We start from the raw sequence: 15,796 nt of genomic DNA on the forward strand, positions 1-15,796 counted from the left end.
AGTAAAAAATAAGCGCGCATTGTGCCTGATTTATGCGCAAATGGCAAAAAAATCTGTTTAGCGCTGACGTTCACACTGGGCGCGATACCCTGCCCATGACCCTTTGATGGTTTGGGATTGATCATTTTTCGCTAATGCCTTGAGAAAATGGTGGCGCGACTGTGGTCTGGCACCAAGGCTGGCAAGGTGATCAGTTGGCATCTGGCAGTCAATACAGGTAAATCTCCAGTTTTCCAGCAGCGTCGCCAGACTGATAAAGGCGACTTTTGAAGCATTGGGCACGAGGCTGAACATGGATTCTCCGAAAAACATGCGTCCCAGGCTTATCCCATACAGGCCGCCGACCAGATTATTGTCATCGTCATAAACTTCTACGCTGTGGGCATAGCCGTGGCGGTGTAGCTCCGTATAGGCCTGCTGCATCTCTTCAGTGATCCAGGTGCCTTCAAACGCTTCGTCGTCCTGGCCGATGACTGGGTTGGCGTCCAGGCTAAGTGGTGTGGAGAAAGCAGGGCGTTTGACCGGGCGAATGGCGCAATGCTCAATGACTTGTTCGAACTGTTCATCCAGTCTGATTTGAAAGTGGCCCTGGCGCAACAACTTGCGCATGCTTTTGGACACGTGAACGTCACAGGGGGTAAGCGTCATGCGCGGGTCAGGCGACCACCACAGGATAGGGCTGTCGTCATTAAACCAGGGAAATATCCCCAGTGAATAGGCTTTTAACAACCGGGCCGGGGAAAGATCTCCACCTATCGCGAGAAGCCCTGGCGGGTCATCCAGGGCTTGCTCGGCAGGCGGGAAATCAAGATGGTCAGGGTGCAGTTGCACCAGTTCCATACCGGTCACTGATCCAGAAATCGCTCGGCATCAAGCGCAGCCATGCAGCCAAAACCGGCCGATGTTACGGCCTGGCGATACACGTGATCTGCAATATCGCCAGCGGCAAATACGCCAGCAACACTGGTCTGGGTTGCATTACCATTGATACCACTGTGGATTTTTACATAGCCATCCTGCATTTCCAGCTGCCCCTCAAAGATATCTGAGTTCGGTTTGTGGCCAATGGCGATGAAGACACCGTCCACGGTGATTTCCTGTTTGCTGTCATCTTTGGTGCTGGCGATGCGCATACCGGTGACACCCATTTCGTCACCCAGCACTTCTTCCAGGGTGTGGTCCCAGAGAATGGTGATTTTGCCAGACGCTTCCCGCTCAAACAGCTTGTCCTGCAGAATTTTCTCCGCACGCAATGAATCACGGCGATGAACCAGTGTGACATGAGAGGCGATATTGGACAGGTACAGCGCCTCTTCAACCGCCGTATTGCCACCGCCAATCACTGCGACCGGTTTGTTGCGGTAGAAAAAACCATCACAGGTGGCACAGGCTGAAACGCCTTTGCCCATAAAGGCAGTTTCAGACTCAAGGCCCAGATACTGAGCGGATGCGCCGGTAGCGATGATCAAGGCATCACAGGTGTAGGTGGCGCTGTCGCCTTCGAGCCGGAAAGGGCGCTGCGAAAGATCCGTCTTGTTAATGTGATCGAAGATAATCTCGGTATTAAAACGTTCCGCATGCTTTTGCATACGTTCCATCAAAGCGGGGCCCTGCAGACCTTCGACATCACCAGGCCAGTTGTCGACATCAGTTGTCGTGGTTAACTGGCCACCCTGAACGATCCCGGTCAGAACGACGGGGTTCAGATTGGCTCGTGCGGCATAAACGGCTGCCGTATAGCCAGCAGGGCCTGAGCCCAGGATGATCAGACGGTGATGTTTAACTTCGCTCATAACAATGCTTCCCTGAAACTTGGGGGTGAATAAATTGGCTGCATTATACGTCAATGGAGGCTGTCAGCGAGAATATCAAGGGAAGGCTTTATGCTATGCTGTCAGGGATGTGCTCCAATTGCGCTTTACAAGCGATGTAAAAAGCTTATGATGGCACAAATACATCTTGATATTTGATTAAGTAATATTCGCAACATGTTGATAGTTTTATAAAATATGGCTAAGTCGAAAGCAGGTACGGAAAATAACGAGGAACGTTTGGCCAGAATTGGCCAGCGCATGGCAAGGGAAGGTGGCCTGATTGCAGCAGTACTGCTCGGAATCGTCCTGTTTCTAGCCCTACTGACGTATTCTCCCCAGGACCCCGGTTTTACTACCACAGGTTCCGGGTTACCGGTAGAGAATGCGGTCGGCAATATGGGGGCCTGGCTGGCTGACGTATTGCTGCACCTGTTCGGCTATTTTGCCTACATGTTTCCCTTTGCACTGGGGCTGAAGGTGTTCCGCCTGTTTCGCCGCAAGGACCCGGATCGTCCCATTTCCTGGACACTCACTACCATCAAGGTCATAGGCATTTTGCTGCTGGCAGTCGGTGCCTGTACCCTGGCGACGTTGCATTTTTCTATTCCTGACGGGGACCCCTGGCCAGCCGGTGGTTACCTGGGTAATGCCATAGCTGATGCCACCGTACCGGTCCTGGCGTTGCTGGGCAGCACACTGGTTTTCCTGGCTGTGTTCCTGTTTGGTCTGACGATCAGTTTTGAAATTTCCTGGTTGCATGTAGTTGATCGAATTGGTTATGCCACGCTTTGGCTGGGTAGTGAAATCTCATCGCGCTGGGCACAATGGCGGGAAAAGAAGCAGGAAACGGACAAGGTCAAGCAGGCAGTTGAACGCCGCAAAAAAGCACTGGATGTCCGTATAGAAAAGGAAAAAACCCGCAAACCGCCTAAAATTGAACCGGTTATCTCCGCACCGCCGGCCCGCAGTCAGCGGGTGGAAAAGGAGCGTCAGGGGAAATTGTTCAAGCAGCCTGAGCCTGGCGAATTACCTGCCATTGGCTTGCTGGATGAGAACAAGCAACTGGGCAAAAAAGGCTATTCCCAGGAATCGCTCGAAGCGATGTCGAAGCTGCTGGAAATCAAACTGCAGGACTTTGGTATCGAGGTGGAAGTGACTGCCGTCCATCCCGGTCCGGTCATTACCCGCTTTGAGGTACAACCCGCCCCTGGCGTCAAAGCCAGCCGCATCACCAGCCTGGGTCGCGATCTGGCTCGCTCGCTGGCGGTGGTCAGTGTCCGGGTTGTCGAGGTGATTCCCGGCAAAACGGTTATTGGTATTGAAATACCGAATGAACAGCGTGAAATGATCTTGCTGAGTCAGGTGCTGGCTTCGCCTGAGTTTGATAAGGCCGCATCTGCGCTCAGCATGGCGCTGGGGCACGATATCGTGGGGAAACCTGTGATTGTGGATCTGGGGAAAATGCCGCATTTGCTGGTTGCCGGCACCACCGGTTCAGGTAAATCGGTAGGTATCAATGCCATGATTCTCAGCCTGCTTTACAAGTCCTCTCCCGAGCATGTCAGAGTGATCATGATAGACCCGAAGATGCTGGAGTTATCCGTTTACGACGGCATTCCGCACCTGCTGACACCGGTAGTGACCGACATGAAAGACGCGGCAAATGCCCTGCGCTGGTCGGTCGCCGAGATGGAGAGACGCTACAAGTTGATGTCAGCACTGGGTGTCAGAAACCTGGCAGGCTATAACAAGAAAGTACAGGATGCGATCAAGCAGGGTGAGCCGATTATTGATCCGATCTGGAAACCCGACCCGATGCAGCTTCAGGATGACCAGGAAGCTCCGGCGCTGGAACCGTTGCCCAATATCGTCGTGATTGTCGACGAATTGGCTGACATGATGATGGTGGTCGGCAAAAAAGTGGAAGAACTGATTGCCCGTATCGCCCAGAAAGCGCGAGCTGCCGGTATCCACTTGATCCTGGCGACACAACGTCCATCGGTCGATGTCTTGACCGGTTTGATTAAAGCGAATATCCCGACCCGGCTTTCCTTTATGGTGCAGTCGAAAGTGGACTCCCGCACCATTCTTGGTGAAGGTGGTGCTGAGCAGTTGCTGGGTAACGGCGACATGTTGTTCCTGCCCCCGGGTGGTGGTCTGGCCCGCCGTGTACACGGTGCTTTTGTCAGCGATGAAGAAGTGCACCGGGTTGTTGCGGATTGGAAGGAGCGCGGAGAACCGGAGTACATCGAAGAGATTACCCAGGGTGCCGATGACCGTGACCTGAATATGGGCAGTACTGGTGGTGGCAGCGATGGCGGCGGTGAGGAAGATGATGCGCTTTATGATGAAGCCGTTGCCTTTGTGACGGAATCACGCAAGGCATCCATTTCCGCAGTACAGCGTAAATTGCGAATCGGTTATAACCGTGCCGCCCGCATGATCGAAGCCATGGAAACAGCTGGCGTTGTTTCTGAGATGGGTGCTAACGGCAGCCGGGAAGTGCTGGCACCGCCGCCACCGAGGTAACCACAGCTGCTGATTGGTTGTGGCTGTTGTGGTGATGAACAATCCTGAAAACGGGAGATACACTTTGTTCTCAATAGGGTCGATATTATTTCAACGTGTTTCACTGTGTCGGGCTTTTGCCCTGGCAGTGCTTAGCACCCTGTTTGTGCCTTGTGCTTCACTGGCGGACAGTGATGATAGCCGGGCTTTGCTGGTGGAAGAACTGACGGCATTGGGAAGCCTGTCGACCGATGTCAGACAATTGGTCATGGCTTCGAGCGGCAGTGTGCTTGAGGAAAGCCAGATTCGCTTTTATCTCAAACGTCCCGATGGTTTTTACTGGGAAACACTGTCTCCGTATCCGGAGCTGATCGTCACTGACGGCACCACGTTATGGAACTTTCAGCCGGACCTTTTTCAGGTCACTATTGATGACTGGGATGCTTCACAATCCGAGTTGGCCGCGCAATTGTTAAGCGGGCAGGGTGCGCAGGCATTAGCAGAATACGAAGTCACTCATCAGGCAATACAGTCAGGCGGTACTGAGTATTATCTTGACCCCCTGGATCCCGCTAGCCTGTACGAGGAAGTGACACTGTTTTTTGATCAGCAGGGCCTGGCTTCCTTGCTCCTGGTCAGTACCAATGGTCAGCGCACTTTCTGGGAGTTCAGCAATCGTGAATTCAATACGACCATCGCGGATTCACAGTTTCAGTTTTCTGTCCCCGATGATGAAATGCTGGACGTACTGGACAGACGATCTGCAACACAGGCCAATTAAGAGCAGTGGCAGAAAACGGTATGGGTAGCATGTCTTTATTGAGTGATAATGACGACTCTTCTGCTAACAGCAATCAGCCCCTGGCCGCACGAATGCGGCCCCGTGATCTGGATGAGTATGCTGGACAGCCTCATTTATTGAGCCCAGGGCGTCCGCTTTTCGAATCACTGCAACGCGGTAATGCCCATTCCATGATTCTCTGGGGGCCACCCGGCACCGGAAAAACCACTCTGGCCCGCATCATAGCCAGGCATTCGCGCTGTGAATTTGAATCCATCTCAGCGGTTCTGGCCGGGGTTAAGGATATTCGCCAGGCAGTCGAACGTGCCAGGCAACGTCGTAAAGAGTTCAACGGGCTTGGCACGTTGCTGTTTGTTGACGAAGTGCACCGTTTCAACAAGGCGCAACAGGACGCTTTCTTGCCGCACATCGAGGACGGCACCATTGTTTTCGTTGGTGCTACGACAGAGAACCCCTCGTTTGCACTGAATAACGCATTGCTGTCCCGGGCACGTACCTATGTGCTCAAATCTCTCGAAAAAGACGATATCTGTAAGCTGTTAACTGATGCCGTGTCTGATAAAGAACGCGGGTTGGGGAAGCGACAACTGACATTGTCAGAGGACAGCCTCAACATGCTGGCAGCCATGGCCGACGGCGATGCCCGTCGGGCGCTGAATGTACTGGAGATTGCGGCTGACCTGGTCCCGGATGAAAGCTGCATTGATGAGTCCTCCATTGAATTTGCCATGCAGGATTCCGTGCGTCGCTTCGACGCGGGTGGTGATTATTTTTACGACCAGATCTCGGCGATGCATAAAGCGGTCCGGGGGTCTTCACCGGATGCAGCGTTGTACTGGATGACACGTATGCTGGATGGGGGATGCGACCCCATCTATATCGCCAGACGCCTGGTGCGCATGGCCAGTGAAGATATCGGCAATGCAGACCCGCGAGCGTTGTCACTGACCATGTCAGCCTGGGATGTACAGACCAGACTGGGCAGTCCGGAGGGTGAACTGGCCCTGGCCCAGGCGGTGATATATCTGGCAGCTGCGCCCAAAAGCAATGCGGTCTACATGGCATATAATCAAGCCATGCAGGAAGTGTCCAGCAGCCCCAGCCATGAAGTGCCGCTGCATTTACGCAATGCACCCACCAAGCTGGCCAAGTCACTGGATCATGGCACAGGCTATCGTTATGCGCATGATGAGCCAGAGCGTTATGCTGCTGGCGAAAACTACTTTCCTGTGGAGTTAGCCGAGCGCCAATACTATTTCCCGGTTGATAGTGGCCTGGAAAGTAAAATTAAGAGCAAACTGGAACACCTGAAAATGCTCGACAGCAAAAGCCAGCAGCAACGCTACCGGGGAGGGCAGTCATGACGTATCTGGCCATTGCTTTGGGAGGGGCCATGGGTGCCGTTCTCCGGGCGCTGATGATTAATGGCGTGACACGTTTTCTGCCTGCCCAGTCGTTGATATTTCCCTGGGGAACCTTTGTGGTGAACGTGCTTGGTTCCAGCCTGATGGGTGTGGTGTTTGTTCTTGCCGTTGAGCGCGGCGCATTGTCCGAGACACAACGCGCCTTTGTCATGATAGGTATGCTCGGTGCATTCACCACCTTCTCGACATTTTCCATGGATGCGATCAGCCTGATTCAGCAGAATGCGCTGTGGCAGGCGGGCAGTTATCTGCTGGCCAGTGTGCTGGTCTGTCTGCTGGGTACCTGGTTGGGCATGGCACTTACGCGAGCAGTGACGTAAAATCCGCCTGCAACCGAACCATGCCAGTTAATTGCCAATTTTAAGGAAAACATACCGATGCTTGATCCCAGACTTCTGCGTTCTGATCCCGACCAACTGCAACAGGGCCTGGCCAAACGAGGCATCTCGCTGGATCTGGCATCGCTGCAGTCCCTGGACGAGAAGCGTCGTCACTGGCAGCAGGAAATGGAGCGTCTCCAGAGCGAGCGTAATGCCCAGGCCAAGAAAATCGGCAAGGCGAAAGCCGCTGGTGAAGATGTAGCACCGTTGCTGGCTGCTGTTTCCGATCTGGGTGACCGGCTCGATGCCGCCAAAGCATCTGCTGCTGAAGCCCAGGATGCTTTCCAGGATACCTGGCTGGGGCTGCCAAACATTCCCCAAAGTGATGTGCCTGCAGGCGAGAATGAATCCGAGAATGTTGAAATCCGTCGCTGGGGCACACCAAAGACATTCGACTTTGATGTGGAAGACCATGTCACCCTCGGTGAACGTGATGCACGCCACGGTATGGCCATGGATTTTGCAGCGGCCACCAAGCTGACCGGGTCTCGTTTCGTGGTAATGCGTGGTCAGATGGCCCGGCTGCACCGTGCCCTGATCCAGTTCATGCTGGACGAACATACCCTGCAGCACGGCTATGAAGAAGTTTATGTGCCCTACATGGTCAACGACGATTCGTTGATGGGGACTGGACAGTTACCCAAATTTTCTGAGGATCTGTTCAAACTGGAAGGCGAGAAGCCTTACTACCTGATCCCCACGGCAGAGGTGCCGGTTACCAATCTGCTGCGCGGCGAGATTGTTGCTGCCGAGCAACTGCCGATTCAGTATGCCTGCCATACGCCCTGTTTCCGCAGTGAGGCAGGCAGCCATGGCCGTGATACCCGCGGCATGATTCGCCAGCATCAGTTTGAAAAAGTCGAACTGGTGCAATTTGTACATCCGAAAAAATCCGATGAAGCGCTGGTTTCACTGACACAGCATGCTGAGAATATCCTGCAGAAACTTGAACTGCCGTACCGTGTCATGCAGCTTTGTGGCGGCGATATGGGTGCCAGTGCGGCACGCACCATTGACCTTGAGGTCTGGCTGCCGTCTCAGGAATGCTACCGGGAAATCTCTTCCTGCAGTAATTTTGAAGACTACCAGGCACGTCGCATGCAAGCGCGATGGCGCAACCCGGAAACCGGTAAACCAGAATTGCTGCATACCCTGAACGGTTCCGGCCTGGCCATCGGTCGTACCCTGGTGGCACTGCTGGAAAACGGCCAACAGGCTGACGGTCGAGTCGTATTGCCTGAGGTATTACGACCCTATCTGGGCGGGCAGATCGAGCTCTGATATGGACTTTCTGCCGATATTTTTCGATGTCAGGGGCAAACCCTGCCTGCTGGTTGGCGGCGGAGAAGTCGCTGCCCGTAAAGCGGCGTTATTGAATCGTGCCGGTGCCAGAATCACGGTGGTGGCACCAGAGGCGCGCGAAGATGTGATTGCGCTGACAGTCAGTACTGAAGGTGAATACCATCAGCGTGAATTTCAGCCCTCCGATCTGGATAACGTGTATCTGGTTATCGCTGCCACCAGTGACAGTGCCGTCAATGCCCGGATTTCTGAGTTGGCCGATGCGCGTAAACTGCCTGTGAATGTGGTGGATCAACCATCTCTTTGCCAGTTCATTGTGCCGGCGATTGTCGAGCGTGCGCCAATTACCATCGCTATTTCGACCGGCGGCAACTCACCCGTTTTGACCCGGGAGCTCAAAGAGCGTATCGAGATGGCTGTGCCCAGAGGCTACGGCGATTTTGCCCGTTTGCTGGGTAGCTGGCGTGATGAGGTGAAGTCAGCCATTGCCGATGATCAGCAAAGAACCCGCTTCTGGGAATCGCTGATAAAAGGCGAGGTTGCTTCCCTGGTATTTCAGGGTAAAACCGAACAGGCACAGACAACCTTTCGTGAGCAACTCCAGGCTGTCAGCCATGAGGCTGATAAGCACAGACAGGACAAGACCGGTGAAGTCTGGCTGGTCGGGGCTGGCCCCGGCGACCCGGAGTTATTAACGCTGAAAGCCCTGCGGCTGATGTATGCGGCGGATATTGTGCTGTATGACCGGCTGGTTTCCGATGAGATCATGACAATGGTGCGTCCTGATGCGGAGAAAGTGTTTGTCGGCAAAGAGGCAAAGCATCATCCCGTACCGCAGGAGCAGATTAACCAGAAGCTGGTGCATTACGCACGCCAGGGGTTAAAGGTATTACGCCTTAAAGGCGGTGATCCCTTCATCTTTGGTCGCGGTGGCGAGGAAATAGAAGAACTGGCTGAAGCGGGAATACCGTTTCAGGTTGTGCCGGGTATCACATCAGCTTCCGGCTGTTCTGCCTATGCCGGTATCCCGCTGACACACCGTGACTATTCCCAGTCCGTTCGCTTTGTCACCGGTCATTTAAAAGACGACCGTCCTGATCTGGACTGGAACATGCTTGCCAAAGAACAGCAAACCCTGGTGATTTACATGGGGTTAATGGCGCTGCCAGTGATTAGCAGCAAGCTCATTGATCACGGCATGCGAGCCGATATGCCTGTCGCTGTGGTAGAGCAGGGCACTCGCGCGAATCAACGCGTGGTCACGGCAACATTGCAGGATATCGACAAGGCAGTCAGTGCGGCAGCATTGAAGGCGCCGGCACTGATTATTGTCGGTGCTGTGGTCAAACTCAGAAAGACACTGGCCTGGTTTGGTGATCAGGAAGCCTGATCGATTCGGCGTCGCAGCGCTGGATAATACCAGGCCAGCGCCAGCGCTCTGAGCACCACCAGAGCAACGAAAGACAACCATAAGCCATCACTGCCCCAATATCGCGTTAACACCACACTCAACAGTAGATACCCGCCACTGGAAATCACCGCCGCTTTGGCCATCGCGGCGGTTTCTGTGGTGCCAATAAATATGCCATCGAACTGAAACGCGGCAAAGGACAGGAAAATATACACCGATGCCCAGGTCAGGTTATCGCCCACCACCAGTGTGATACTGTCATGCTGAGTCAGTAATCCTGCCAGCATTTCACCAAACAGTGAAAACCCCACTGCCAGCGCCAGTGAAAAGCCAATTGCCAGCTCGCTACTCAAACGTACAGCTCGATCAAACCCTGTCATGTCCTGGCTGCCCAAGGCTTCTCCGACCAGCGCTTCAGCTATGTAGGCAAAGGCATCCAGGATAAAGGCGGAAAAGGAAATAAACTGCAGCAGGATGTGATTGGCCGCAAGCTGGTTATCACCGAACTGTGCACTTTCACGGACAAACCAGGCGAAGCTGCTGACCAGTAAAAATGTGCGGATCATGATGTCCCGGTTGACGGAAAAGGTCTTGCGCAGCGAGGCCATATCTTTGAGTCGCTGCCAGGGAATCAGCTCAGCCTGCGTACGTTGTTTGAGAATACGAACGACCAGAAACAAAGCCAGCAGCAAAGATGTCCACTCAGCAATTGCGGTACCCAGGGCAATACCCGAAGCTCCCATTTCCAACACACCGGCAAAGTAGATATCCAGCAGAATGTTGCTGCCATTCATGAAGATTTGCACGATGAGAAGGGCTTTTGTATGGCCCATACCAATCATGGTGCCCATCAAGGCAAATAAAGCCAAAGCCGCTGGAGCACCTAGCAATCGCCAGTCAATATAGCTACGTGTCACTGATTCAACGCTGTCACTTCCATTTAGCAGGCTAAGCGAGAAATCAGCAATGGGGACTTTCAGCAACATCAGGCAGCAGCCAATGGCCAGGCCGGTAAACACAGCCCGCCAGACGGCACTTCTGATTTCAAGCTCATCCTTCGCCCCTTTGGCTTGCGCGACAAAACCAGTGGTGCCCATGCGCAGGAAGCCAAAGCTCCAGTACACAAAACTGAAAATGATGGCACCAAAGGCAATTGCGCCCAAATCCGATGGTGTGCCCACATTACCAATCACAGCCGTATCACTGAGGCCAAGCAGAGGGACTGCCGCATTGGCAAGCATCACCGGCCAGGCGCGGTTGAGAATCGTTGCCCGGGTTAACTCATGTCCTGATACCGTTTCCGACAAAATAGACCGCCAATCAGGTTCGTATTAACTGGTAGTTATCTGCCAGCACCTGAATAATTTCTTCGCGCGGATTATCGGGCACGCTAATAGGATGGCCGGTGATTTTTTCGGCGATATTAAGGTAGGTTTTTGAGACATCCAGCATTGCTGAAGCGGGCAATGCCGTATCCCGTGCCAATGCCGAACGCTCTGGCATGCGGTTTTTATCCAGCAGTACCTCCGGGTCCGCAAAATGCCCCAGCAAAAACTGCCGGAAGGCTTCCTTGGATTGCTCAACAATCTTGCCATCGCGATAGGCCGGACCATCCCAGATACGGGATGAATCAGGGGTGCCCACTTCATCCATGTAAATCAGCTCTTGCTGGCCCTTGTCATTGGTGACGTAGCCAAACTCAAATTTGGTATCGACAAACACCTGATCCTGCTTTGCCAGATCATCACTGATCACCTGAAAGCCTTCTTTAAGCAGACGTTCATAGTGGTCGATATCTGCCGGGCTGTTAAAACCAAAGCCAGCCAGGTTATCTTCTATGTTCTGCCGGCTGATATTAACATCATCGGCTTCTGGCACGCCTTTGAGGCCTGTCAGAATACCCTTGGTAGATGGCGTGATCAGCAGATCGTCGAGTTTTTGGTCACGTTCCAGGCCATCAGGCAAACGAATGCCACAAAATTCCCGTTCCCCTTTGGCATAAGCACGCCACATGGAGCCGGTAATATACTGCCTGGCTATTGCCTCGACTTTAACGGGCCGTGCTTTTTGCACAATCCAGACAAAAGGGTGGGGGATATCAAGAATATGGCTACGCGCCAGGCCGGACTCGCGAAAGCGCTCGAACCAGTGCGCGGCAATGGCATTCAGCGCCGCACCTTTGCCCGGCACCCCGTTCAGGCCACCTTCTGCATGCCAGATACAGTCAAAGGCTGACAGGCGATCACTGATAATCATGATAGCCAGTGGCGTATCTTCCGCAACAGGGTACTGCTTTTCTTTGATAAGACGACGCGAATCGCGGTCCGTTAACCAGTAAACCGACCGCACCTTGCCACTGTGAACGGGAAGGCCAGTCTTAATGGGGAGGTCATCGTTAATCGCAAGTACGCTATCTGCTGTGCTCATTAATTGAGATTCCATCAAATCCAGGGGCCAGGGGCTAAATCTAAATCATTTCCGTTGCTACCCGTTCAGGTAGCCAGGCTAATACTATTCATCGCTAAGGGTGCTAAAAACAGTTTGGCGGACGCGGCAGGCCTGCTATCAGACTCACCGTAAGCGCCGGTTTACCACCAAAGAGCTTCATCAGGTAAACGCTGCGGCCCTTTTCGGCGCCTGCTTCACGTGCCACCAGTTTCACCAGTGCCCGATTCGCAGGCGACAGGCCGCTTTGCCTGTAAAATGATTGCACGATATCAATAATTTCCCAATGCGCCGTATCCAATTCCACAGACTGTTTTCGGGCCAGCTGCTCAGCCACCTCCGGGCGCCAGTCAGACAGCTCACGCAAGTAACCGTCCTTGTCGACAGCGATGGACTCACCGTTATCCAGAGTCAGCTCAGGCATGGCCGTCAATACCAGGTCAGGCTTTTGTCATGCTGGCAATGCAGTTCGACCAGGCGGTTCATATCAATGCCTTGCCAGTCCGGAGGCGCTGACAATCCGCGGGCGAGCAAATCATCCTGCATGTAATAAAGCGCATCAGAGGTGCCGAGCTTTTCAGCCAGCAACTGCAAGATCTCCAGGCCAGGCCGCGACAGTGCCAGCACACCTTCTTCCATCAATACCACGCCATCACCGGGCGATAGTAGGGCAAGGCAATCAGCCATACCGTCGCGACTGTGAGCAGAGCTGGCGATCATGTGTAAGGTGGTCATTAAAGGCGCTATCCGTTCAGGCTGTCAGAGAGCAAAAGCAACATCGGCTGATTCTAACAAATTGCTCATTTCATTGCTGTTCAGAATCTCGGCCTCAACCGCCAGTGCCTGCTCTTCCAGCCCCCGCGATATCAGCGCTGCCTGGTCAACATAGACTTTTTCCACGCCATACAGGGGCAGTGCCGACAATGCAGCCGAGGGGCTCTTGCGGTGGATCAGGTCGGCCTGCTGGTTCTGAACCAGTTGAAAGACTGCGTCTCCGGTATAGAGCAACATCACTTGCTGCTCGAAAACAGCGGCTGACAGCGCCATATCCAGTGCCGCTTTGGCCCGGCCATCGGCATAAGGCCCGGCCCGGTTAATGATCAGGATGGATTTAGTCACTGAGCCTCTCCGAAGCTGACCACACGGTCCGAGTGAACACAGGCATCAACCCATTGTCCCAGCCCGGAAAGCGTAAAGTTGTCAGCCAGATTGGCGGAAGGGCGCTCATAGCGATTCGCTTCTTCGGCATTGAGAATGCCACGTTTCACCGCTGAGGCGATACAGACGACAGCGTCAAGTTGCTGCTCTGCGATAAAAGACTGCCAGGCCTGGTTGATATCGGTTTCATCCTGCGGGTAAACCGCCAGGGACGAACCATGATAAACACCGCGCTGATAGAAAAACAGGCGATAAATCTCATGCCCCTGGTCCAATACTGCCTGGGCAAATTTCAGCGCAGTCAATGTGGCGGGATCACCGTCCGGTGCTGCAAACACGACTAGGGAGAATTTCATGACAGATAAAACCTGGAAGCAGGGCAGTCAAGCCCGGAGTGCGAAAGGATCAACATTTGCCGGCCCCATTAAATGACAGGCGCCGGCAAATGTTCAGATTCAGACCTTATTCATCACCGCTGAATGCAGTCAGCAGGTTCAGCAGGCTGATGAAGATGTTATACAGCGAAACATACAGCGTGACTGTCGCCAGAATGTAGTTTCTCTCGCCACCGTTCACGATAGCACCTGTCTGCATCAGGATGGCCGCGCTGGAGAACAGCATAAAGCCAGCTGACAGCGCCAGTTGCAGGGCAGGCATCTGAACGAAGATGTTCACCACCATGGCGACCAGCAGCACAATAAAGCCAGCAACCATGAAGCCACTCAGAAACGAGAAGTCTTTGCGGCTGACCAGCGCATAGCCTGACAGACCGACAAAAATGGCAGCGGTGCCACCCAGAGCTGTCATCACCAACTGACTGCCATTACTGGTAGCCATGTACATGTTCAGAATTGGCCCCAGGGTGTAACCCATAAAACCCGTCAAAGCGAATACTGCCAACAAGCCCCAGGCACTATTGGCCAGCTTGTGGGTCAGAAACAGCAAACCGTAAAAACCAATCAACATCATCCAGATATTAACCGGTGCAGCATTGCTGGCCATGGCGAACCCTGCGGTCAGGGCGCTGAAGCCCAGCGTCATGGCAAGCAGCATGTAGGTGTTACGGAGTACCTTGTTGACTACAACTGCCGACTCTTTTGTCTGGGTACGTGCAGTCTCAAACGGGTACTGGTTCATAAACGGATGCCTCCAATTCGAATTAACGATGAAATATCAGCCTCTAATCATACGGAATGGCCCCGCGAAATCAACGAAAATCGGTAGCAAACCAGTCGAAAAAGCCGAGCAGAAGAGGGTAGAGAGCAGGGCAAATACAAATTCCCTGTTGACTGAAAGAAAAATTATAGTAACATGCCGCTTCTCGCTTTGCGGAGGGGTGGCAGAGCGGTTGAATGCACCGGTCTTGAAAACCGGCGTAGGCTAATAACCTACCCAGGGTTCGAATCCCTGCCCCTCCGCCATTTCAAAAGCACTCCAACGCCTAACTTACTGACAAACCAATTAATTTTGCCAAAGCTCAACCCGGCAGGGATGAGAACGAAGTTCGATAAATTGCGCCAGCAATTTAAGACGAGCGCGCCAGCGCGAAGCCCGAAGGGACGATTTCGCCCCAAGGCGAAAGCGGTCAATCCCTGTCCCACCGCTTGCCAGGAACCACCGACCTCGAAAATGTCTCTTAATATTCACTTCCCACCTCAAACACTACTACCAATAGCTAACTGCCAGAATAACGTGAACACCGTACTATTCAGATAAACGTGCGCACGGCTATATCTATCGGATTGGTGTTGTGACATCTGGCCTATTGCGATATCAACAACTTACAGAGAGTATTTGAAAAATAAACGTGCGGGAATAGTGTGCAGCGGGGTAGGGAATGTGCGCTGGCACACTAATATAATGTTATGGAGCAATTCGCTCGTGCCAGTAGCCAGGCTTTCTGGAGTGATGTGCAAAAGCGACAACAGTGATCGTTTGGTTATCGACTATCGTCACAAGGGAGAAAGGAAATCGTTGAAGAATAAGTCTTTTAGCTCCCAGCTTGGAAGCTTCACCAACCATGGGTATAAGCGGAGGGTTTGGTTTACTGAGCCTGGTTGTAGCCTGCTCAAACGTATCGATCAGTTGGCCTCCAAGGCCGGGGACTTCCAATTCGTACCACGCAACGGCTTCGATCAACTCTTCGGTAGCTTCCGTGCTAACCTTTACCTTCAAAATCAGCTCCTTATCCGAGCCCTAGCACGTGCAATGGCTTCATCTGCATCCATGAGTTCTGTTTTGCCAGATTCAATGTCATTGATTCTACGGCAAATTTCAGAATCCCAGGCCTCTGCGACGCTAATATCGGCAGGGCCATCCAAACTTGCTACCAAATCATGCGCAAGTTTGGCTCGCTCTCGCTCAGACAGTGTCATAGCGGCGTTTGTAATACTTTCAAGTTGGGCTGTATCCATCGTATTTACCAAAAATAACAAAGCGGTAATGGTTAAATGATGCAGCAAAATACATCCCATAACAAGGCCAAGCACAGCGACAGCTTTTTCGCTGCGGCTTCACCTCCACTACAAAGCTGCGCGTGTTGGCGGCGTTAG

General features: G+C 53.2%; 17 protein-coding genes and 1 tRNA gene. 7 read left to right on the plus strand and 11 right to left on the minus strand.

Annotated features, from left to right (window positions below):
• Positions 1 to 57: 57 nt before the first annotated feature.
• Both aat and trxB read right to left on the minus strand, forming a co-directional pair.
• On the minus strand, positions 58 to 840 hold the full coding sequence (gene aat, locus PSCS_RS13920) for a leucyl/phenylalanyl-tRNA--protein transferase (RefSeq protein WP_068812695.1): 783 nt from the start codon (positions 838 to 840) through the stop codon (positions 58 to 60).
• Between the two features lie 5 nt (positions 841 to 845).
• Positions 846 to 1,793 carry a thioredoxin-disulfide reductase gene (gene trxB / locus PSCS_RS13925; RefSeq protein WP_068812697.1) on the minus strand — a complete coding sequence of 316 codons (948 nt, stop codon included), beginning with the start codon at positions 1,791 to 1,793 and terminating at the stop codon, positions 846 to 848.
• A 279-nt stretch (positions 1,794 to 2,072) separates the two neighbouring features.
• Between trxB and PSCS_RS13930 the strand changes: the two genes are divergently transcribed.
• From PSCS_RS13930 to cysG, 6 genes are all read left to right on the plus strand, one after another.
• Positions 2,073 to 4,343 carry a DNA translocase FtsK gene (locus PSCS_RS13930; RefSeq protein WP_229694576.1) on the plus strand — a complete coding sequence of 757 codons (2,271 nt, stop codon included), beginning with the start codon at positions 2,073 to 2,075 and terminating at the stop codon, positions 4,341 to 4,343.
• A gap of 64 nt (positions 4,344 to 4,407) precedes the next feature.
• Entirely contained in the window at positions 4,408 to 5,103 is a 696-nt protein-coding gene (gene lolA, locus PSCS_RS13935; RefSeq protein ID WP_157885730.1) for an outer membrane lipoprotein chaperone LolA, read from the plus strand.
• A gap of 29 nt (positions 5,104 to 5,132) precedes the next feature.
• On the plus strand, positions 5,133 to 6,488 hold the full coding sequence (locus PSCS_RS13940; protein WP_068812807.1) for a replication-associated recombination protein A: 1,356 nt from the start codon (positions 5,133 to 5,135) through the stop codon (positions 6,486 to 6,488).
• Complete coding sequence (crcB, locus tag PSCS_RS13945; protein WP_068812703.1) at positions 6,485 to 6,868, plus strand: fluoride efflux transporter CrcB; 384 nt, start codon at positions 6,485 to 6,487, stop codon at positions 6,866 to 6,868. The genes PSCS_RS13940 and crcB overlap by 4 nt, the downstream gene beginning before the upstream one ends.
• Positions 6,869 to 6,925: 57 nt before the next feature.
• Positions 6,926 to 8,209: a serine--tRNA ligase gene (gene serS / locus PSCS_RS13950; RefSeq protein WP_068812705.1), complete on the plus strand. Its 1,284-nt coding sequence runs from the start codon at positions 6,926 to 6,928 to the stop codon at positions 8,207 to 8,209.
• 1 nt (position 8,210) lies between these two features.
• The gene (cysG, locus tag PSCS_RS13955; protein ID WP_068812707.1) at positions 8,211 to 9,620 is read left to right on the plus strand and encodes a siroheme synthase CysG; all 1,410 of its coding nucleotides are present in this window, start codon (positions 8,211 to 8,213) and stop codon (positions 9,618 to 9,620) included.
• Here the strand turns inward: cysG and PSCS_RS13960 are convergent.
• The 7 genes from PSCS_RS13960 to PSCS_RS13990 form a co-directional block, all read right to left on the minus strand.
• Entirely contained in the window at positions 9,608 to 10,948 is a 1,341-nt protein-coding gene (locus tag PSCS_RS13960; RefSeq protein ID WP_068812709.1) for an MATE family efflux transporter, read from the minus strand. The two genes, cysG and PSCS_RS13960, sit on opposite strands and share 13 nt — an antisense overlap.
• A 13-nt stretch (positions 10,949 to 10,961) precedes the next feature.
• Positions 10,962 to 12,068: a phosphoribosylaminoimidazolesuccinocarboxamide synthase gene (locus PSCS_RS13965; protein ID WP_068812711.1), complete on the minus strand. Its 1,107-nt coding sequence runs from the start codon at positions 12,066 to 12,068 to the stop codon at positions 10,962 to 10,964.
• A gap of 103 nt (positions 12,069 to 12,171) precedes the next feature.
• Positions 12,172 to 12,510 carry a TusE/DsrC/DsvC family sulfur relay protein gene (locus PSCS_RS13970; RefSeq protein WP_068812713.1) on the minus strand — a complete coding sequence of 113 codons (339 nt, stop codon included), beginning with the start codon at positions 12,508 to 12,510 and terminating at the stop codon, positions 12,172 to 12,174.
• 5 nt (positions 12,511 to 12,515) lie between these two features.
• Positions 12,516 to 12,821: a sulfurtransferase complex subunit TusB gene (gene tusB, locus PSCS_RS13975; RefSeq protein ID WP_068812715.1), complete on the minus strand. Its 306-nt coding sequence runs from the start codon at positions 12,819 to 12,821 to the stop codon at positions 12,516 to 12,518.
• Between the two features lie 24 nt (positions 12,822 to 12,845).
• Positions 12,846 to 13,205, minus strand: a complete 360-nt coding sequence (gene tusC / locus PSCS_RS13980; protein ID WP_068812717.1) for a sulfurtransferase complex subunit TusC — start codon at positions 13,203 to 13,205, stop codon at positions 12,846 to 12,848.
• Positions 13,202 to 13,600, minus strand: coding sequence for a sulfurtransferase complex subunit TusD (gene tusD / locus PSCS_RS13985; RefSeq protein WP_068812719.1), 399 nt, complete (start codon positions 13,598 to 13,600; stop codon positions 13,202 to 13,204). Before tusD ends, tusC begins: the two co-directional genes overlap by 4 nt.
• 106 nt (positions 13,601 to 13,706) lie before the next feature.
• Positions 13,707 to 14,381 carry a Bax inhibitor-1/YccA family protein gene (locus tag PSCS_RS13990; protein ID WP_068812721.1) on the minus strand — a complete coding sequence of 225 codons (675 nt, stop codon included), beginning with the start codon at positions 14,379 to 14,381 and terminating at the stop codon, positions 13,707 to 13,709.
• 193 nt (positions 14,382 to 14,574) lie between these two features.
• Between PSCS_RS13990 and PSCS_RS13995 the strand changes: the two genes are divergently transcribed.
• Positions 14,575 to 14,665 (plus strand) — tRNA-Ser (locus PSCS_RS13995).
• A 442-nt stretch (positions 14,666 to 15,107) separates the two neighbouring features.
• On the opposite strand, the gene PSCS_RS14000 is transcribed toward PSCS_RS13995, so the two are convergent.
• Complete coding sequence (locus PSCS_RS14000) at positions 15,108 to 15,419, minus strand: type II toxin-antitoxin system RelE/ParE family toxin (RefSeq protein ID WP_082866640.1); 312 nt, start codon at positions 15,417 to 15,419, stop codon at positions 15,108 to 15,110.
• Between the two features lie 2 nt (positions 15,420 to 15,421).
• Positions 15,422 to 15,718, minus strand: a complete 297-nt coding sequence (locus tag PSCS_RS16485) for an addiction module protein (protein ID WP_082866404.1) — start codon at positions 15,716 to 15,718, stop codon at positions 15,422 to 15,424.
• Between the last annotated feature and the right edge of the window lie 78 nt (positions 15,719 to 15,796).

Origin of the sequence: Pseudohongiella nitratireducens, assembly GCF_001642735.1 — a bacterium.
In the GTDB taxonomy this organism is placed as follows: Bacteria; Pseudomonadota; Gammaproteobacteria; order Pseudomonadales; family Pseudohongiellaceae; genus Pseudohongiella; species Pseudohongiella nitratireducens.